The sequence below is a fragment of the Bradyrhizobium sp. USDA 4504 genome, assembly GCF_054063995.1.
On sequence record NZ_JBSSGV010000001.1, the window covers coordinates 6,539,590 to 6,559,075 of the forward strand.

The 19,486-nt window shown below is 64.4% G+C and carries 19 protein-coding genes; 11 read left to right on the forward strand and 8 right to left on the reverse strand.

The genetic code is table 11. The features are described 5' to 3' along the window. Window positions 1-320 precede the first annotated feature (320 nt). Window positions 321-1,118: a DUF2865 domain-containing protein gene (locus ACVMB1_RS30735; RefSeq protein WP_076831105.1), complete on the forward strand. Its 798-nt coding sequence runs from the start codon at window positions 321-323 to the stop codon at window positions 1,116-1,118. A 107-nt stretch (window positions 1,119-1,225) separates the two neighbouring features. On the opposite strand, the gene ACVMB1_RS30740 is transcribed toward ACVMB1_RS30735, so the two are convergent. Beyond that, window positions 1,226-1,657: a hypothetical protein gene (locus tag ACVMB1_RS30740; protein ID WP_016843277.1), complete on the reverse strand. Its 432-nt coding sequence runs from the start codon at window positions 1,655-1,657 to the stop codon at window positions 1,226-1,228. A gap of 195 nt (window positions 1,658-1,852) precedes the next feature. Here ACVMB1_RS30740 and ACVMB1_RS30745 point away from each other — a divergent pair, with 195 nt between their 5' ends. Further along, on the forward strand, window positions 1,853-2,146 hold the full coding sequence (locus ACVMB1_RS30745; protein ID WP_076831108.1) for a GIY-YIG nuclease family protein: 294 nt from the start codon (window positions 1,853-1,855) through the stop codon (window positions 2,144-2,146). 277 nt (window positions 2,147-2,423) lie between these two features. Here ACVMB1_RS30745 and ACVMB1_RS30750 read toward each other — a convergent pair whose 3' ends face one another. Continuing rightward, window positions 2,424-2,657 (reverse strand): hypothetical protein, encoded by a 234-nt coding sequence (locus ACVMB1_RS30750; protein ID WP_057019498.1) that lies wholly within the window; start codon window positions 2,655-2,657, stop codon window positions 2,424-2,426. A 292-nt stretch (window positions 2,658-2,949) separates the two neighbouring features. Here ACVMB1_RS30750 and ACVMB1_RS30755 point away from each other — a divergent pair, with 292 nt between their 5' ends. From ACVMB1_RS30755 to rocF, 3 genes are all read left to right on the forward strand, one after another. Continuing rightward, window positions 2,950-5,469: a glycogen/starch/alpha-glucan phosphorylase gene (locus tag ACVMB1_RS30755; protein ID WP_141339784.1), complete on the forward strand. Its 2,520-nt coding sequence runs from the start codon at window positions 2,950-2,952 to the stop codon at window positions 5,467-5,469. A 134-nt stretch (window positions 5,470-5,603) separates the two neighbouring features. Further along, window positions 5,604-6,425: an acyl-CoA thioesterase gene (locus tag ACVMB1_RS30760; protein WP_076831113.1), complete on the forward strand. Its 822-nt coding sequence runs from the start codon at window positions 5,604-5,606 to the stop codon at window positions 6,423-6,425. Between the two features lie 102 nt (window positions 6,426-6,527). Then, window positions 6,528-7,505, forward strand: coding sequence for an arginase (rocF, locus tag ACVMB1_RS30765; RefSeq protein ID WP_076831116.1), 978 nt, complete (start codon window positions 6,528-6,530; stop codon window positions 7,503-7,505). A 270-nt stretch (window positions 7,506-7,775) separates the two neighbouring features. Here the strand turns inward: rocF and ACVMB1_RS30770 are convergent, their stop codons facing one another. From ACVMB1_RS30770 to ACVMB1_RS30785, 4 genes are all read right to left on the reverse strand, one after another. Then, window positions 7,776-9,392 (reverse strand): phosphoenolpyruvate carboxykinase, encoded by a 1,617-nt coding sequence (locus ACVMB1_RS30770; RefSeq protein ID WP_076831120.1) that lies wholly within the window; start codon window positions 9,390-9,392, stop codon window positions 7,776-7,778. A 177-nt stretch (window positions 9,393-9,569) separates the two neighbouring features. Then, a complete protein-coding gene (locus ACVMB1_RS30775; RefSeq protein WP_141339785.1) occupies window positions 9,570-9,836 on the reverse strand; it encodes a hypothetical protein in 267 nt (88 codons plus the stop codon). A gap of 112 nt (window positions 9,837-9,948) precedes the next feature. After that, window positions 9,949-10,215 (reverse strand): hypothetical protein, encoded by a 267-nt coding sequence (locus ACVMB1_RS30780; RefSeq protein WP_158074224.1) that lies wholly within the window; start codon window positions 10,213-10,215, stop codon window positions 9,949-9,951. 53 nt (window positions 10,216-10,268) lie between these two features. Continuing rightward, on the reverse strand, window positions 10,269-11,003 hold the full coding sequence (locus ACVMB1_RS30785) for a HugZ family pyridoxamine 5'-phosphate oxidase (RefSeq protein WP_076831125.1): 735 nt from the start codon (window positions 11,001-11,003) through the stop codon (window positions 10,269-10,271). A 241-nt stretch (window positions 11,004-11,244) separates the two neighbouring features. Here ACVMB1_RS30785 and ACVMB1_RS30790 point away from each other — a divergent pair, with 241 nt between their 5' ends. From ACVMB1_RS30790 to ACVMB1_RS30810, 5 genes are all read left to right on the forward strand, one after another. Continuing rightward, window positions 11,245-11,946: a response regulator transcription factor gene (locus ACVMB1_RS30790; protein ID WP_016843287.1), complete on the forward strand. Its 702-nt coding sequence runs from the start codon at window positions 11,245-11,247 to the stop codon at window positions 11,944-11,946. A 110-nt stretch (window positions 11,947-12,056) separates the two neighbouring features. Next, window positions 12,057-13,865, forward strand: a complete 1,809-nt coding sequence (locus tag ACVMB1_RS30795; RefSeq protein ID WP_057019534.1) for a sensor histidine kinase — start codon at window positions 12,057-12,059, stop codon at window positions 13,863-13,865. Continuing rightward, the gene (locus ACVMB1_RS30800; protein WP_076831128.1) at window positions 13,862-14,302 is read left to right on the forward strand and encodes an HPr kinase/phosphorylase; all 441 of its coding nucleotides are present in this window, start codon (window positions 13,862-13,864) and stop codon (window positions 14,300-14,302) included. The genes ACVMB1_RS30795 and ACVMB1_RS30800 overlap by 4 nt, the downstream gene beginning before the upstream one ends. A 214-nt stretch (window positions 14,303-14,516) precedes the next feature. Continuing rightward, entirely contained in the window at window positions 14,517-14,918 is a 402-nt protein-coding gene (locus ACVMB1_RS30805) for a PTS sugar transporter subunit IIA (RefSeq protein ID WP_021076632.1), read from the forward strand. Further along, a complete protein-coding gene (locus ACVMB1_RS30810; RefSeq protein ID WP_028335869.1) occupies window positions 14,915-15,241 on the forward strand; it encodes an HPr family phosphocarrier protein in 327 nt (108 codons plus the stop codon). Before ACVMB1_RS30805 ends, ACVMB1_RS30810 begins: the two co-directional genes overlap by 4 nt. 184 nt (window positions 15,242-15,425) lie before the next feature. Here ACVMB1_RS30810 and ACVMB1_RS30815 read toward each other — a convergent pair whose 3' ends face one another. Both ACVMB1_RS30815 and ACVMB1_RS30820 read right to left on the reverse strand, forming a co-directional pair. Beyond that, window positions 15,426-17,039 carry a glycosyltransferase family 39 protein gene (locus tag ACVMB1_RS30815; RefSeq protein WP_076831131.1) on the reverse strand — a complete coding sequence of 538 codons (1,614 nt, stop codon included), beginning with the start codon at window positions 17,037-17,039 and terminating at the stop codon, window positions 15,426-15,428. 109 nt (window positions 17,040-17,148) lie between these two features. After that, complete coding sequence (locus ACVMB1_RS30820) at window positions 17,149-17,361, reverse strand: M15 family metallopeptidase (protein ID WP_349629221.1); 213 nt, start codon at window positions 17,359-17,361, stop codon at window positions 17,149-17,151. Window positions 17,362-17,599: 238 nt separating this feature from the next. Between ACVMB1_RS30820 and lepA the strand changes: the two genes are divergently transcribed. Further along, a complete protein-coding gene (gene lepA / locus ACVMB1_RS30825) occupies window positions 17,600-19,411 on the forward strand; it encodes a translation elongation factor 4 (RefSeq protein ID WP_057019506.1) in 1,812 nt (603 codons plus the stop codon). Window positions 19,412-19,486 lie beyond the last annotated feature (75 nt).

Sequence of the window (19,486 nt, forward strand, 5' to 3'; positions counted from 1 at the left end):
GAGAGGGTTGGGGTGAGGGGCCTCTCTCCGCGCTTGCAATTGTCGAGAGACCTGTACCCCCTCACCCGGATCGCATCTTACGATGCGACATAGCCGAAGCCTTGCTTCGGCGTTCTTGAGGACGGCCGCCGAAGGCGGCCTATGCCTCTCCCCGCAAGCGGGGCGAGGTAAGCGAGATTCGCTTTCCTGTGACGCAGTCACGCTCAATCAATCGCTCGTTTACCATCACGCCTTAAGGTGAAGCCGCCGGGGCAGCTTGTCGCCGCGGCGTGGCGCGTCGGGTGGAGTTGGCGTTGCGTACAGAGTTGAGTGATCGGCGCATGCGGCGCCGCGTGATGCTTGCCGCCGCGGCCTTTGCGGGTTCCATCCTGGTGGTGCCCGCGCCTGTGTCGGCCGAAGGGCTGTTCGACTTCTTCTTCGGCGGTTCCCAGAAGCAGCAGAGCCGGCAGGCGCCGCCGCAAGCCAATTTCTTCGCCGACCCGTTCGGCCTCAACCAGCAGGCTGAACGGCAGCCGTCCGCCCCCATCTCCGCGCCGCGCGTGGCCGGTTCCGGACCGGCGTATTGCGTGCGCAGCTGCGACGGCAAATATTTTCCGCTGACGATGCGCGGCAACGCCACGCCGGCGCAGCTTTGCCAGGCGTTCTGTCCGGCGAGCGCGACCAAGGTCTATTACGGCAGCCATATCGACAGCGCCGCATCGACCGCTGGCGAACGCTACGCCGACAGCGAGAACGCCTTCGCCTATCGCAAGGCGTTGCGCGCCGACTGCACCTGCAACGGCCGCGACCCGGCGGGGCTCGCGCCGGTCGACCTCGCGCTCGATGCCTCGCTGCGTGCCGGCGACGTGATCGCGACCACCGACGGCCTCGTCGCCTATACCGGCATCCGTGTCGGCAACGAGCAGTCGTTCGACTTCACGCCGGTTGCCTCCTATCCCGGACTGACTTCGGCGGTCCGCGCGCGGCTCGGCGAAATGAAGGTCGCCCCGGTCAGCGCCGAGATCGCCGGCGACGCGCCGCTGCCGGAAACCAGAAGCGATGTCGCGCCGTCGCCGCCGTCGTCTGTTGCGCCGAAGGGCAACGCTGCAAAGCCGGCAAGGCGCGCCGAAGCGAACTGACGGGCGTCAGCCCGTCATTCCGGGATGGTGCGTAAGCACCAGACCCGGAATCTCGAGATTCCGGGTTCGATGCTTCGCATCGCCCCGGAATGACATCGCGACAACTATCAGCGCGCCACGATCACGCCGATCACGTTCGGCGCGGCCATGTATTTCTCCTCGATCGCGGCCCGCGCGGCCGCGCGGTTCTCCGGATTGAGGATGCCGCGCTTCTCGGCGAGGATCATCCAGCAATAGCCCCACCAGTCCGTCAGCATGCCGTGGTCGTCGACGAGATCATAACCCTGCTCGCCGGCGAAGATCCGCGCATGCGCTTCATCGAGCGAGTCGAGCCAGGCGTGATCCTCGTCCGAGAACAGTTCGTCGCTGAAATCATCCGTGGTGTAGCCCCAGATCGACATGCAGACCGCGTTGAACTCGCGATCGAGCTGGTCGTCGTCGATCGGCTGGCGGCGCGAGGCCTGGTGCAGCCGCGACAGCGACCGCGCGAAATCGGCAATCCGGGTCAGGGCGAATTGATCGAAGGCGATGGTGGACATGTAGTCCTCGCAGAGACTGAAAGACCATAGATATTGTGTCGGCGCAGCCGCCGAATCACAATGATATATCAAAGACTTGCTAAAGTGTTCTTAATTCGTTCTGATTGGTTTAATGATCGTTCCCGGACGTCGTCCTGGCGAAAGCCAGGACCCATTAGCCCAATAGGCCGACATCTCGCGAGATTGGGCCAAACGATGAGCGCAGCAAGCAGCTACTACGTCTACATCCTCGCAAGCCGGCATCACGGCACGATCTATATCGGGGTCACCAACGATGTCGGCGCGCGGCTTGAATTGCATCGCTCCGGTCGAGGCTCCAAGTTTGTGTACAAATACCAAGTCTTCCGCCTCGTCCATGTCGAGGAATTCGCCACGCCGCAGGAAGCGATCGCCCGCGAGAAGCAGCTGAAGTTCTGGAAGCGCGACTGGAAGATCAAGCTGATCGAAGCAGAAAATCCGGATTGGAACGACCTGTCGGGCCTCATCTGACTATTGGGGTAATGGGTCCTGGCTTTCGCCAGGACGACGGCTGAGGCGCGAGTGAGTATCATCGCCCCGTCGCGCGCATATGCCGCCCCAAAAAGCAATTCGGGCCGCTGACCAGGTCAGCGGCCCGTTGAAAATGGCTTCGGAATGAAATGCGTCGGAGCTGAAAAATGTGCCCGCCCCACGAGCGACAGCTGTGTTTGTAAAGGCTCCGTTAAGGCTTGGAAATCCGTATCACCACGGTGTCCCGATTGAGCGTGAAAGCGCGTTGCGCGGCCGCTCAATTCATCGCCGAGAGCAGCTTGTCGCCGCAGGCATTTGCGTAGAACTTGCCGCCGCATTGCCGCTTGATGGCGGCACAGCGCGCGGCGGGCGATGCGTTCTGCGCCACGCTGAAGCCGCAATTCAGGCCGTCGGCGCTGCGGCCCGGTCTGCCCGCGGCATCGGCTGCGCTGGTCGCCGTGATGCACACCACGAGCAACGCCGCGGCCGCGATTTCGATCAAGAGTCTCATCACGCATCCTCCGGTCAATTGTCGCGAAATCCCGGCTTCTGCAGCGCCATCGTAACACCCATGACGGCTGGTCAGGAAGGTTCCCGAAGCGGCCCGGTCCTTGCATAAAATCACGGCAGCGCTGTGTATGGCATCGTCCCTGACGGTTTCGATTGCCTTGCAAGGCGGGTATCATTGCGCTGGAGCGTAATCGGAAGGCCGCGGAACCGGGATCTCCGGGGAACCATGCTCCACCAATGAGATGGGGTCATGATGCGCATCACCGCATCATGTTCCGGTTGAACGGCAGGGATTGGGCGCGTTGCAGGAACAGACAAACTACCCGGCATTGAACCAGCCGATCGACGAGCTGGCGCTGACCGAGATCAAGAGCGCGATCCTAGCCAAGCTCCGGCTTGCGATCGGCAAGGACGCCACCGTTGCGACCAGACGCGACTGGTACAAGGCCGCGGCACTGACGCTGCGCGACCGCATCGTGCACCACTGGCTGACGGCCGAGAAGCAGAGCTACGACGCCGGCGCCAAGCGCGTCTATTATCTCTCGCTCGAGTTCCTGATCGGCCGCCTGTTCACCGACGCGCTGAACAATATGGGACTGCTGCCGCTGTTCGAGGCGGCGCTCGGCGACCTCGGCGTCGATCTTTCGGACCTGCGCAAATGCGAGCCGGATGCGGCGCTCGGCAATGGCGGCCTCGGCCGGCTCGCGGCCTGCTTCATGGAGAGCATGGCGACGCTGGCGATCCCCGCGACCGGCTACGGCATCCGCTACGATTTCGGCCTGTTCCGCCAGATCATGAACCAGGGCTGGCAGCAGGAATATCCCGACGAGTGGCTCGCCTTCGGCAATCCCTGGGAATTCCAGCGGCCGGAGGTGGTCTACAACGTTCACTTCGGCGGCAATGTCGAGCATGTCGACGAGCGCGGCCGCGACCGCGCCACCTGGCATCCGGCGGAAACCGTCGAGGCCATGGCCTATGACACGCCGATCGTCGGCTGGCGCGGCCAGCACGTCAACGCGCTCCGCCTGTGGTCGGCGCATGCACCCGATCCGCTCGAGCTCGACGTCTTCAACACCGGCGACTACGTCTCGGCCAGCGCCGAGCAGGCGCGCGCGGAAGCGATCTGCAAATTCCTCTATCCGAACGACGAGAGCGCGGCGGGCCGCGAGCTCCGGCTGCGCCAGGAATACTTCTTCGTCTCGGCCTCATTGCAGGATCTCGTCAAGCGGCATCTCGCCTCCGACGGCGGCCTGCGCAATCTTGCGCAGAAGGCGGCCGTGCAGCTCAACGATACCCATCCGAGCCTTGCGGTCACCGAGCTGATGCGCATCCTGGTCGACCTGCACAATTTCCGCTGGGACGAGGCCTGGAAGATTACGGTCGCGACCCTGTCCTACACCAACCACACGCTGCTGCCCGAGGCGCTCGAGACCTGGCCGGTCGAACTGTTCGAGCGGCTGCTGCCGCGGCATCTCGAGATCATCTACCGCATCAATGTGGCCCATCTCGCGCTCGCCGAGGAGCGTTTCCCCGGCGACATCGAGTATCGCGCCTCGGTCTCGCTGATCGACGAGCGCAGCGGCCGCCGCGTGCGGATGGGCCAGCTCGCCTTCGTCGGCTCGCACCGCATCAACGGCGTCTCCGCGATGCATTCCGACCTGATGAAGGAGACCGTGTTCCACGACCTGCATCATCTCTATCCGTCGCGCATCACCAACAAGACCAACGGCATCACGTTCCGCCGCTGGCTGATGCTGGCCAATCCGCGGCTGACCGCGCTGCTGCGCGAAGCCTGCGGCGAGGCCGTGCTCGACGACTTCTCGCTGCTCGAGCGGCTCGAGACCCATTCGAGCGACCTGGAGTTCCAGAAGCGCTTCCGCGACGTCAAGCATCACAACAAGCTGGCGCTGGCAAGGCTGATCGGCGAGCGCAACCACATCAAGGTCGACCCGTCGGCGCTGTTCGACGTGCAGATCAAGCGCATCCACGAATACAAGCGGCAACTGCTCAACATCCTGGAGACGATCGCGCTGTATCACGCGATGAAGGACGATCCGCGGCGCGACTGGGTGCCGCGCGTGAAAATCTTCGCCGGCAAGGCGGCGGCGAGCTACCGCTACGCCAAGCTGATCATCAAGCTGATCAACGACGTCGCCGAGGTCGTCAACAACGACGCTTCGCTCGGCGGCAGGCTGAAGGTCGCCTTTCTCGCCGACTACAATGTCAGCCTCGCCGAGGTGATCATTCCGGCCGCCGATCTCTCCGAGCAGATCTCGACCGCCGGCATGGAGGCGTCCGGCACCGGCAACATGAAGCTCGCACTGAACGGTGCACTGACGATCGGCACGCTCGACGGCGCCAATATCGAGATCCGCGACAATGTCGGCGAGGAGAACATCGCGATCTTCGGCCTCGAGGCCGGCGACGTCATGGTCCGCCGCAAGCAGGGATTGGACGCCAGCGACGCGATCCGCAAATCGCCACGGCTGGAGCGCGCGATCCGCGCCATCGAGAGCGGCGAGTTCTCGCCCGGCGATCCCGCACGCTTCGCCTCGATCGGGCACGCGCTGCGCTACCTCGACCACTACATGGTCTCGGCCGATTTCGATTCCTACTACGACGCGCAGCGCGGCATCGACGCCCGCTGGATGGTAGCGCCGGCATGGACCCGCGCCTCGATCCTCAATGTGGCGCGCATGGCCTGGTTCTCCTCCGACCGCACCATCCGCGAATATGCCGAGGACATCTGGCACGTGCCGATGCATCCGGGTGCCTCGCCGCAGCTCGGCAACCAGCGCGAGGCGAAGGGATAATCCCGGGACGCGGAAATCGATTACGCCCGACGTCATTGAAATCAGCGCAATGCTCGCGATATTGCATGACGAACGTCATTGCTCGTCATTGCGTATGGCGATACGGAAGCGCCAGTCGATATTGAAAGACCTGCATGCTCACCAAGACCCCGCACCTTTTCGATGAAGCAACCGCCGTGACCGCCGGCGACAGCCGCTGGCAGGGACGGACCAGCCCGGACTATTGGGCGTTCGTCGGCCCGTTCGGCGGCTGCACGGCCGCGACCATCCTGCGCGCGCTGATGCAGCATCCGCAGCGCGCGGGTGATCCGCTGGCGCTGACGGTCAACTACTGCGCGCCGGTCGCCGAGGGCGCGTTCGATCTCGATGTCCGCCTGGTCAAGGCCAACCGCTCGAGCCAGCACTGGTCGGTCGACATGACGCAGGGCGGCGGCGAGGTCGCGACACTGGCGACCGCCGTGTTCGCCGAGCGCCGCCCGTCCTGGTCGCACCAACCGGCCGGGTTTCCGGGCGCCGTGCCGTTCGAACATCTGCGGTCCTTTCCAAAGCTCAAGATGACCTGGGCCAACCAGTACGATTTCCGCTTCGCCGAGGGCGAGCCGAAGTTCGCCGGCGGCGGCGGCGCGAAACAGCCGTCGAGCCCCTATTCAAAGCTCTGGATCGCCGACCGTGTGCCGCGCAAGCTCGATGCGCTGTCGCTGATGTCGATGTCGGACGCGTTCTTCGGCCGCGTCTTCCACGCAAGGCACGAGCTGGTGCCGTTCGGCACCGTGTCGCTGACGACCTATTTCCACGCCGACGCGGCCGACCTGGACGCGGAGGATACCACCCGCGTGCTCGCCACCGCCGACGCCAAGAGCTTCCACAAGAGCTACGGCGACCAGCACGGCGAATTGTGGTCGCCGTCCGGCCGGCTGCTCGCGACCACGACGCAGATCGCTTATTTCAAGGCGTAGCCAAATATCCACATTGGTCTGTTACGACCGCATTGCCTATTTCAAGGGTTGAGGGAACATTGGCACGTCGCTTCTGTTCCACACCTTTGGGAGCACTGCTGCATGTCCGAAGCCGACACGTCAAAGCCCTCGCGCATCGCCCTGCTTGGCGTTCCCATCGAGATCGGCGCATCGCAGGCCGGCCCGCTGATGGGACCGGATGCGCTGCGCACCGCGGGCATCGCGCGCCTGCTCGAGCAGCTCGACTTCCAGGTCGATGATCACGGCAACCTTGCGATCCCCGCCGTCGTCGCCGACGGCCCGGTGCCGGCCAACACCAGGTTCTATGACGAGGTGAAGACCTGGACCCGCGCGCTCTCCGAGCGCGCCTATTGGCTGGCGCATTCCGGCGCGATCCCGATCTTCATGGGCGGCGATCACTCGCTGTCGATGGGGTCGATCAACGGCGTCGCGCGCTACTGGCAGGAAAAGGGCCGGCCGCTGTTTGCGTTGTGGGTCGACGCGCATGCTGACTACAACACGCCGGCCACCACCATCACCGGCAACATGCACGGCATGTCGGCCGCGTTCCTGTGCGGCGAGCCCGGTCTCGACGATCTGCTCGGCGGACTGCCGCGCGCCTCGATCCCGCCCGATCAGCTCGACCTGATCGGCACGCGCTCGGTCGATCCGCTGGAGCGCAAGCTGCTGCGGCAGCGCAACGTGTCGATCGCGGACATGCGCCAGATCGACGAGTTCGGCGTCGCCGTGCTCACGCGCCGCGTCATCGAACGCGTCAGGGCGAAGAACGGCGTGCTGCATGTCTCGTTCGATGTCGACTTCCTCGATCCGGCGGTGGCGCCCGGCGTCGGTACCACGGTGCCCGGCGGCGCGACCTATCGGGAAGCCCATCTCATCATGGAGCTGCTGCACGATTCCGGGCTGGTGCGCTCGCTCGACATCGTTGAGCTCAATCCCTTCCTCGACGAGCGCGGCCGCACCGCGCGCGTCGCGGTCGAATTGATCGGCAGCCTGTTCGGCCTGCAGATCACCGACCGGCAGACGCCGAGCAACGCGGTGCTGCCGGAGATGGGGGAGTAGTGGAGCAACACACGCGATGTCGTCCCGGCGAAAGCCGGGACCCATAACCACCGATTGTCATTGTTGCGCACCGGTGGAATGACGAGTCCCAACCACAACATCCGCTGCGGAGTATGGGTCCCGGCCTTCGCCGGGACGACACTGGAGTATGTGGCGCCGTTGGCTGCTCAGCTTGCCGGATCGAAAAGGTGCGCGCTTCGTTGACTGCGTCAAAAATCAAAAAAGCGGCCACGAGGGCCGCCTTTTCAAATCGCGTATCGCTTGCGCGGCTTACTCCGCCGCCAGCTTCACTTCCGGTGCGGCGGCGCGGACTTCGGCGTCGACCTGCGCTTCGAACTTGGCGAAGTTCTTCTGGAACATGCCGACCAGCGCACGCGCGGTCTTGTCGAACTCGACCTTGTCGGCCCAGGTCTTGATCGGATCGAGGATGTGCGGCTCGACGCCCGGCAGCGAGGTCGGCACCGCGAAGCCGAAATACTTGTCGGTGCGGAAGTCGGCGTTGCGGAGCGAGCCGTTCAGCGCCGCGGTGAGCAGCGCGCGGGTCACCTTGATCGGCATGCGGCGGCCGGTGCCGTACTTGCCGCCGGTCCAGCCGGTGTTAACCAGCCAGCAATCGACATTGTGCTTGGCGATCAGCTCGCGCAGCATGTTGCCGTAGACCGACGGATCGCGCGGCAGGAACGGCGAACCGAAGCAGGTGGAGAATTCCGGCTGCGGCTCGTTGCCGAGGCCGCGCTCGGTGCCGGCGACCTTCGCGGTGTAGCCGGACAGGAAGTGATACATCGCCTGCGCCGGCGTCAGCTTGGCGATCGGCGGCATCACGCCGAAGGCGTCGGCGGCGAGCATCACGACGTTCTTCGGATGCGGTGCGCAGCCGGTGCGCGAAGCGTTCGGGATGAAATCGAGCGGATAGGCCGAGCGGGTGTTCTCGGTCTTCGAGCCGTCGTCGAAATCGGGCACGCGATCATTGGCGCCGAGCACGACGTTTTCCAGCACCGCGCCGAAGCGCTTGCTGGCGGCGTAGATTTCCGGCTCGGCCTCGCCCGACAGCTTGATGCACTTGGCGTAGCAGCCGCCTTCGAAATTGAAGACGCCGTCCTCGCTCCAGCCATGCTCGTCATCGCCGATCAGCGTGCGCTTGGGATCGGCCGAGAGCGTCGTCTTGCCGGTGCCGGACAGGCCGAAGAAGATCGCGGTGTCGCCGTCGGCGCCGACATTGGCCGAGCAGTGCATCGGCATCACGCCCTTCTCGGGCAGGTAATAGTTCAGCGTGGTGAACACGCTCTTCTTCATCTCGCCGGCATATTGCGAGCCGCCGATCAGGACGATCTTGCGGGCGAAATCGATCGCGACGACGTTCTCCGACTTGCAGCCGTGACGCTTCGGATCGGCGCGGAAGCTCGGCAGGTCGATGATCGTCAGTTCGGGCACGAAGCTCGCGAGTTCCGACGCCTCGGGACGAATCAGCAGCGTGCGGATGAACAGCGAGTGCCAGGCAAGCTCGGTGAAGACGCGGGTCTTGATGCGATGCTTCGGATCGGCGCCGCCGTGAAGATCTTGCGCGAACAGCGTCATGCCTTCGGCATGCTTGAGGAAGTCGGCATGGAGCGTGGCGAACTGCTCCGAGGTGATCGACTGGTTGCCGGCCCACCACATGTTCTTGTCGGTGAGATCGTCGCGGACCGTGAACTTGTCCTTCGGACTGCGCCCGGTGAACACACCGGTATCCGCGCAAAGCGCGCCATCGGCCGACAGCACCGCTTCGCCATTACGCAGCGAATGCTCGTAAAGCTGAGGTGCGCCATAATTCCAATGCACGCCCTTGAGTTTTTTTAAGCCGAATTTGTCGGCGCCGAAGGCACCGTTATGCACGCCCGTCTCTTGCACGAAGAACCTCCTCGAACCCGCGTATCCTTGTTCGCGCGAATGTCGCTAGTCGCGCCCCGCCGCGGTGACCGTGATCAGAATATAGCCTCTCGGCTTCGGTCCGGCGACCTAATAGTGGGGATCGCCGGGCTTGCCAAGCCAATCGAACGGCTTTTGGCTGATTCCAAGGCAGGCCCATCATCTGGCGCGAATACCGCAGCGCGAAACCCTTTCGTCTTGCTTTCGTTTTCTCATTGTTTTGCCGGCAGTCGGGCGACGTTTCATCGCCTTTCCCGCCGCGCACGGAGCTTTGCGATGCACAAAAAGTGCCAGCCGGCGGGCGGCGCGTTCGCCGATCGAGGCGAACGGCGCGGAGAATGCCGGGTATGCATTTCGCGCTGAGGATGTATCGTTGAGATGAGCCGCCGCGCGTTGACGCAGCGCTGCAGAGCCGAGCATGACCATCGTGTTGCACGCGGCACCACCTGATCGGCATTGAGCTGCAAGTGAGAAGCTGCTGATGAGCAGTTTCGACTGCGCTCAACACACCTTCGTTGAAGCCCGATTGGTGCAACGCTCAACTGCCGTGAACGTTCCGCAACGCGTAGCGTTCGGCGGCGAGGCGATCGCTGACCCCGCGATCGATGATAACGCAATCAGCGTGGTCGCACGCGCGCGTCATCGCGGTCGACATCGCGATCCGGCTGATTTTCGGATGCAGCCGCGCCAGACATTCTTGCATGCAGATCGAGCCAACGGGCGATGACACGACACGCCCGTGCGAAATGATCGCGCTGTCAAATCCGGACCGCGCAATCGCGCCGCCGCAGCCATGCGACACCATGCCTCGCCACAGCCGCAGCGCCGCCGTGAGGACAGGTCTTTCTCCTATCCTTGCTATCCCTTGGCGCGCGCCTCGCCGGCGAGCCGCACCAGCATCTTGCGCAGCTCGGTGCCGGTGGTGACGCGCTCAGGGAAATCCAGCCGCAGCGTGTCGCGGCCGGCCTGCATGTCCATGCCATCCGGATCACAGCCGGTGCAGAGCCAGTCGGCACTTTCCGCGCCGAGCAGCCGCGTCGCGTAAAGGTTCATGGCCTCGCGGTGATCCTCGTTCATATGCGCCACCGCGCCGGGCTCGGCTTCGAGCAGCGCCTCGGCTCCGCCGAGATCGGTCAGGAATTGCGCGGGTTTGAGGTCCACGATGCGGCCGAACCCGGCGACCAGATGGGCACCGCTTGGCTTGATCCGGAAGAACGAGAAATCCTTAAATTCCACAAAGGCTTCCGCTGACGGATGGGCAGCGAGATAGCGCCTTCGGACGAGCTCCCGCCCGGCCTCCCCGACCTCTTCCGCCTTGCCCGCCAGCATGATCCGGGCGCCCTCCAGCGGATCACCCTCGGCGCGCTCGTCCAGCATCAGCGACACCCGGCTATCGGCCAGGACGTTCTTGGTATGCAGCGCCAGCCGGGAAATCAGCAGGATCGGCGAGCCGTCGGGATGGCTGGCCAGATTGACCAGCGAGCAATAGGGATCGCCGGTGCCGGCCATCAACGTGGCGAGGGCGCCCTGGCGGCTGCGGCGGAGCAGCGAGCGGGCAAGGTGGGCAGGATCGAAGTCGGCGGTCGGTTGCATGGGCCTATCGGGTCATTTTATGCGCGAATCGGGTGGGTTCCCTATGAAAAAAGGGCCTTTTCTCATGGTCTAAGGGTGCTATATGGGGACCCATCGCGTGGGTCGCAGAAGCGGATTTTTGCGGAACTCGGTCACACTTCAGCCCAGCTTGCATTGCTCGTTGACCGCGTTCGAAGCCCAATTCTACGGCGCGTCGCCAGAGTGCCCGCCGTCTAAGCCACTCTCATTGTGAAAGCAGCACATGCCCACAATCGCCCTGGTCGACGACGACCGCAACATTCTCACTTCGGTTTCGATCGCGCTCGAAGCCGAAGGCTATCGCATCATGACCTACACGGACGGTGCGTCGGCGCTGGATGGGTTTCGCACGTCGCCGCCCGATCTCGCGATCCTCGATATCAAGATGCCGCGCATGGACGGCATGGAAACGCTGCGCCGGCTGCGCCAGAAGTCCGACCTGCCGGTGATCTTCCTCACCTCGAAGGATGAGGAGATCGACGAATTGTTCGGCCTGAAAATGGGCGCCGACGATTTCATCCGCAAGCCGTTCTCGCAGCGCCTGCTGGTCGAACGGGTCAAGGCCGTACTCCGCCGCGGTCAGCCGAAGGATCCGACCGCCGCGCCGAAGGAGCCGGACGCCCGCGCGCTGGACCGCGGCCTGCTGCGGATGGATCCGGAGCGCCACACCTGCACCTGGAAGAACGAGCCGGTGACGCTCACCGTGACCGAATTCCTGATCCTGCAGGCGCTCGCCACCCGCCCCGGCGTCGTAAAGAGCCGCAACGCGCTGATGGACGCGGCCTATGACGACCAGGTCTATGTCGACGACCGCACCATCGACAGCCACATCAAGCGGCTGCGCAAGAAGTTCAAGGTGGTCGACGACGACTTCGAGATGATCGAGACGCTGTACGGCGTCGGCTATCGCTTCAAGGAAGCCTGATCTGCGCTTCCCGGGCGGCTTGTTAACTGACAGGCTCCGCACGGCTGGGGTAAGCTCGGGCGAACGATTGCTTCGCGGGACGACATCCATACCAACCGGCAGCTTTGCCAGTGCTTGATCGAACGCAGCTCGAGCAAGGCCTGAACACCGAGGACGCGTCACAGCTCCTCGATCAGGACGCCGTTGCCGAAGACGTGGCGCAGGACAAGGGCTGGCGCCGTCCGCTCGGCTGGCTGCGCCGCGCCGGTCAGTTCTTCTTCGCGCTGTCGTTCTCGAGCCTGACGCGCCGTATCGTCTCGCTCAACCTCGCCGGCCTCGTCGCGCTGGTCGCCAGCATCCTCTATCTCTCGCAATTCCGCGCTGGCCTGATCGAGGCGCGCACGCAGAGCCTCCAAGTCTATGCCGAGATCATCTCGGAGGCGATCGCGGCCTCGGCCACCGTCGAAGGCAACACCGTCACGATCGACCCCGATCGCCTGCTCGACCTCAAGCCCGGCGAAAGTTATGGCCAGCCGGATGAATCGGCGGATTTCCCGATCAATCCCGAGCGGGTCGCGCCGGTCCTGCGCCGCCTGATCGCGCCGACCAAGACGCGGGCCCGCATCTTCGACCGCGATGGCGGCCTGATCCTCGACAGCCGCAATCTGTTCGCGCGCGGCGACGTGCTGCGCATGGAGCTGCCGCCGCCGTCGGAGAAGCCGTCGCTCTATGAAAGGACCAAGGCCACCATAAAGACCTGGCTCAACCGCGGCGACCTGCCGATCTATCGCGAACTCGGTCCCGAAGGCGGCAAGGGTTATTCCGAAGTCGCGCAATCGCTCGAGGGCATGAAGGGCAGCGCCGTGCGCGTCACCGAGCGCGGCGCGATCATCGTGTCGGTCGCCGTCCCGGTGCAGCATTTCCGCGCCGTGCGCGGTGCATTGATGCTGACCACGCAGGGCGACGACATCGACCAGCTGGTGATGTCCGAGCGCCTCGCCATCCTCAAGATCGGCGGCGTCGCCTCCGCCGTCATGATCATGCTGTCGCTGCTATTGGCGAGCACGATCGCTGGCCCGGTGCGACGGCTCGCCGACGGCGCCGAGCGCGTCCGCCACCGCATCCAGACCCGCGTCGAGATTCCCGACTTCACCGGGCGCCGCGACGAGATCGGCCATCTCTCCGGCGCGCTGCGCGACATGACCAACGCGCTGTACAGCCGCATCGAGGCGATCGAGATGTTCGCCGCCGACGTTGCCCATGAGCTGAAGAATCCGCTGACCTCGCTGCGCTCCGCGGTCGAGACGCTGCCTTTGGCGCGCAACGACAACAGCCGCGCGCGGCTGCTCGCCGTGATCGAGCATGACGTCAGGCGGCTCGACCGCCTGATCTCCGACATCTCCGACGCCAGCCGGCTCGATGCCGAATTGCAGCGCCAGGACATGGCGCCGGTCGATCTGCGGCGGCTGCTGACGACGCTGACCGGCGTCGCCAACGAGACCAGGCTCGGCCACGACGTCGCCGTCGAAGCCCGCTTCGAGGGCCGCGGACCGACCGATACGCTCTCTGTGCCCGGCCATGATTCACGGCTCGGCCAGGTGATCTCGAACCTGCTGTCGAACGCGCAATCATTCTCCAAGCCGGGCGACAAGGTGCGCATCGTCTGCCGCCGCAACCGCGGCGAGGTCGAGATCGTGGTCGACGATGACGGGCCCGGCATCGGCGAGGACGCGCTGGAGCGGATCTTCGAGCGCTTCTACACCGACCGGCCGCACCAAGGGTTTGGCCAGAACTCCGGCCTCGGGCTTGCGATCTCCAAGCAGATCATTGAAGCCCATGGCGGACGCATCTGGGCCGAGAACCGCGCTGGCCCTGCGGACGCAGACGGCAAGCCCACCATCGCCGGCGCACGCTTCGTGGTCAGGCTGCCGACACTATGAGCGACAATTCAAGCGTGCACGCATCCGCCGTTCTGGTCGGCGAGCGTGCGGTGCTGATCCGCGGCCCGTCGGGCGCCGGCAAGTCGCGTCTGGCCTTTGACCTGATTCTCGCCGGGCGCACCGGAGCGCTTCCGCCGGCCATTTTGGTGGGGGATGACCGTGTCCGTCTCGACACAGCCGGCGAACAATTGTGGGTTCGTCCGGTCCAGCAATTGGCTGGTCTGATCGAGATCCGAGGCCTCGGAATCCGCCATTGTCCGTTCGCAGATGAAGCCGTGGTGGGGCTGATCGTCGACCTCGCCGCTGACGACGCCGAGCGGCTGCCGCCGCCGGAGGCGCTCACGATTCGCCTTAATGGTGCTTTGTTACCGCGAATTCCCGTCGGCGTTGGCTTCCAACCCCTGCCGCTGGTTGTCGCCGCGCTGACGACAACCTGAAAGTTCATGTTCCCGTAATCTTGCGGCCAATTGTGGGAAGGGAATTGGTAACCATATCACATCCACTATCGCGTCGGATTTTGCCGGCGCAGCCTCCCCTCTCTATCGCCAGGAACCGGGAGACTAGCCAAGATGCCCTCTTGCGTAGGGCCTCTGGATGGTCAAAGTGGCGCGTTCGTGCGGTGCACCAAAGGGCGCCCGCGAGGAGTTTCCAATGATTGGTCTAGTGCTGGTGACCCATGGGCGCCTTGCCGACGAGTTCAGAGCGGCGCTCGAACACGTCATGGGTCCGCAGAAACAAATTGAAGCGATTACGATCGGGGCCGAGGACGATTCCGATCTCTGTCGAAGCGACATCATCGAGGCGGTGAACCGCGTCGATAGCGGCGACGGCGTTGCGATCCTCACCGACATGTTTGGCGGCACGCCGTCCAACCTTGCGATCTCCTGCATGAGCCGCCCGAAGGTGGAAGTGCTCGCAGGCATCAACCTTCCCATGCTGGTCAAGCTTGCCAAGGTTCGCGAGGAGCGTTCGCTGCCCGACGCGATCGCGATGGCCCAGGAAGCCGGCCGCAAATACGTCACCATCGCCAGCCGCGTTCTCGCAGGCAAATGAGCGACGAGGCCCCGGGCGGAAATCAGGTCGGCCCGGGCGTGCCAGCGGGCGCCATTTCCCGTGAGCTCCTGATCGTCAACAAGCGCGGCCTGCATGCGCGGGCATCGGCCAAGTTCGTCCAGCTGGTCGAGCGATTCAACGCCGAGATCTGGGTCACCCGCGGCACCGAGACCGTCGGCGGCACCTCGATCATGGGCTTGATGATGCTCGCCGCCGGGCCCGGCACCACGGTCGTGGTCTCAGCAAAGGGCGACGAAGCGCAGCAGGCGCTCGACGCCATCGCCGAACTCGTCGCCAGCAAGTTCAACGAGGAAGGCACGTAAGGCAGTCACCTCTCACCTCGCCCCGCTTGCGGGGAGAGGTCGGATCGCATCGAACGATGCGATCCGGGTGAGGGGTACAGGTCTATCGATAGATCGCCATCGCGGCGAGAGCCCCTCACCCCAACTCTCTAAGAGCGAGCTTCGCTCGTCTCGACCCCGCAAGCGCGGGGCGAGGGAGCGACAGCTACTTCGCCGGCGGCACCAGATAGACCTTCCAGACCGTCGACGGACCGGGATGGCCGTTGAAGAAGCGCATGGTGGTCATCACCAGCGGCTCGGCGTCCTTGGCGTGCTCCGCCATCCACGCCTCGCAGGGCTTCAGGAACACCGGATCGGTGGTGTCGCAGACGCCGATGAAGCCGAGACGCTTGGCTTCGTCGAGCGACGTCAGCCCCGACGACCAGGCTTCGCCCGGCACCAGCGATGCCGGATGATCCGGACTGTAGAACGTCATCGGCTCGCCGATATCGGACCGCGCGACGACCACGGCCCAGCGCGAATGGAATCTGTCCTGCCAGGTCTGGGTGAGTTCGCGCGCGAGCTCGGAGCGCGCGGCGTAGGTCGAGCCGCCGACATGGTTGGACGCGATCTCCTGCGTGGCGATGCTGGGCGCGGCGATCAGCGTGGCGATCGTGGCCACGAACCAGATCGCGGTGATCGAGAACAGCGCCATGCGCGGGAAGCGAAGCGAGGGAATCGCGACCAGCGCAAGCGGCACCAGGAAGAACAGCGGGATGCCCCAATCGGTCTTGATATAGACGGTGAACGCCAGCGCGCCGAGCGGCGGCCCGATCGCGACGATCAGCTGGATGATCCAGACGTTGAGCGCCTGCGGAAGGTTGACGGCGGGATTGGGTCCGCGCGACCAGACCCGCGCCAGCACGTCCGACGGCCGCCACGGCACCGAGCCCAGCAGCAGCGCCACCAGGCCCAGCACGACGGGAATCGCGAGCAGCCCGACATTGTGTACGACATAGCCGATCACGAGCTGCACATTGAGTGCGCGGCTCGACAGCGCGTAGACGTCACCGGCATAGGTGAACGGCACGAAGTCCACCTCCTCCAGCCACACCAGGTGCGGGATCATCGCCACCGCCATCGTGCCGATCGCAACCCATGGCGCCGGCGAGCGCAGGAATTGCGTCCGTTGCGGATGGATCAGCGCGGCCAGCCCGACGGCGCCGATCATCGTCACCACCCAGTACTTGGTCATCAGCGCCAGCATGCCGGCAAAGCCGAGCCAGAGACCCGATTTGAAGCTGCGCTTCTCGAACGCGTTCAGATAGGCCAGCACCAGCAGCGGCAGCGGCACCAGCTGCGCGAGATCGGCGTTGTATTTGAAGCCCTTGAAATTGAAGATCGGGTAGAGCGCGAGCATCACCACCATGAAGAACGCGCGACGGCGATCGACGACGCGCAGCGCGATCAGCCAGCACACCACCAGCGCGAAGCTGACCGTCGTCATCGCAAGCGCATAGGTCGACCAGTTGGTGACGGGAAAAATCCTGAACCAGACCCCGGCGATCCAGCCCGACAGCGGCGGGTGCTTGCCATAGCCGAGCAGGAAGCGCTGGCCCCAGGCATAGGCTTCCGCAACATCCATATGGATGTCCTGTGCGGCCTTGAGCTTGACCAGGATCAGCGTCCACAGCACCGCATGAACCAGCGCGAAGCCGATCACGAACCACAGGCTGGTCCTCGGATCGGTGGCGCGCGAGGCGATCCAGGCGGCGATCCGCCGGATCGTCAGCTTACGGTTGGTGCGCCGGGCGGCGGGGAGCGTGGAGGCGGTCGACATGGCCTGTGCCTGAGGCATGCCCCGGAAAAGTGGAAAGCGGTTTCCCGGAAGGATCATGCCCGAATGGAAGCGGAAGCGCGATGAGTGCTCATCCGCATTTCAGCGCGCTTTAGCGCGTTTTTGTGGCCAGTGAAATCAGCTTGGCGTGAGAACGCCTCCAGCCAGCGGATTCACTTTCGGGGAAATCCGGCCGGTGCTCGAAATGCATGGTATCGTAGTGACGCCGCTTGCCGCCCCGAATGAATCCGTGGCGCTCGAAGATGCCGACGATCCCGGCCGCATCCAGTTGTTGCAGGGGATGGTCTTGCCTTTGCCGGCCCACAGCCGGTCATCCCGAACTTTCAGGTTGAGGTCGATGGCGGCGGCGTAGCCGTGCATGCTCATCCGCCCGGTGTCGGCGACGCGAAAGACGATTTTCGGGCCGCCGAACCTGGCAGGAACATGCCCGGGAATCGGTCACGGCAACCCAGCCGGAAACGGCGCCGTGATTCGTCGTCACACCGCTGCAAAATACCGCAATTTGGTTGCCCGCGCGGGGGTGCGGATGCTATCCCGCGCCCATGACAACTGCCCCGATTTCGAACATCCGCAACTTCTCCATCGTCGCCCATATCGACCATGGCAAATCGACCCTTGCCGACCGCCTGATCCAGATGACGGGCGGCCTGTCGGATCGTGAAATGGCGGGCAAGGAGCAGGTGCTCGATTCGATGGATATCGAGCGCGAGCGCGGCATCACCATCAAGGCGCAGACCGTCCGGCTGAACTACCGCGCCAAGGACGGCAAGGATTACATCTTCAACCTGATGGACACGCCCGGCCATGTCGACTTCGCCTACGAGGTCTCGCGGTCGCTGGCGGCCTGCGAGGGTTCCCTGCTCGTGGTTGACGCCAGCCAGGGCGTCGAGGCGCAGACGCTCGCCAATGTCTATCAGGCGCTCGACAACAATCACGAGATCGTGCCGGTCCTGAACAAGGTCGACCTGCCCGCGGCCGAGCCCGAGAAGGTCAAGCAGCAGATCGAGGACGTGATCGGCATCGATGCGTCCGACGCCGTGATGATCTCGGCCAAGACCGGCGTCGGCGTGCCTGACGTGCTGGAAGCGATCGTCACCCGCCTGCCGCCGCCGAAGGGCGACCGCGACGCGACCCTGAAGGCGTTGCTGGTCGACAGCTGGTACGACGTCTATCTCGGCGTGGTCGTCTTGATCCGCGTCGTCGACGGCGTGATGAAGAAGGGGAGCCGCATCCGCATGATGGGCACCGGCGCGGCCTACGATATCGAACGCGTCGGCTTCTTCACGCCGAAGATGGAGCAGGTCGAGGAGCTCGGCCCCGGCGAGATCGGCTTCATCACCGCGGCGATCAAGGAAGTTGCCGACACCCGCGTCGGCGACACCATCACCGATGACAAGAAGCCGATCAGCGAGATGCTGCCGGGCTTCAAGCCGGCGATTCCGGTCGTGTTCTGCGGCTTGTTTCCGGTCGACGCCAACGACTTCGAAACGCTCCGCGCGGCGATGGGCAAGCTGCGGCTCAACGACGCAAGCTTCTCCTACGAGATGGAAACCTCCGCCGCGCTCGGCTTCGGCTTCCGCTGCGGTTTTCTCGGCCTGCTGCATCTGGAAATCATCCAGGAGCGGCTGTCGCGCGAATTCGACCTCAATCTGATCGCGACCGCGCCGAGCGTGATCTACAAGATGAAGCTGACCGACGGCACCGAGCTCGAGATCCACAACCCGGTCGACATGCCCGACGTGGTCAAGATCGCCGAGATCGAGGAGCCGTGGATCGAGGCGACGATCCTCACGCCCGACGAATATCTCGGCAGCGTCTTGAAGCTGTGCCAGGACCGCCGCGGCTCGCAGAAGGAGCTCACTTATGTCGGCTCCCGCGCGATGGTGAAATACGACCTGCCGCTCAACGAAGTGGTGTTCGACTTCTACGATCGCCTGAAGTCGGTCTCCAAGGGCTACGCCTCGTTCGACTATCATCTGACCGACTACAAGCCGGCCGATCTGGTCAAGATGCAGATCCTGGTCAACGCCGAGCCGGTCGACGCGCTGTCGATGCTGGTGCATCGCACCCGCGCCGAGGGCCGCGGCCGCGCCATGGTCGAGAAGATGAAGGAGCTGATTCCACCGCACATGTTCCAGATCCCGATCCAGGCGGCGATCGGCGGCAAGGTGATCGCGCGCGAAACCGTCCGCGCGCTGCGCAAGGACGTCACCGCGAAGTGCTACGGCGGCGACATCACGCGCAAGCGCAAGCTTCTGGAGAAGCAGAAGGAAGGCAAGAAGAAGATGCGGCAGTTCGGCAAGGTCGACATCCCGCAGGAAGCCTTCATCGCCGCGCTCAAGGTGGACAGCTGAGGCGGCGCTACCGGCGCGACTGTTGCCCATTCTTGTCCCAGCAACAAAACGCACCATGATTTGAATCGCCACTGC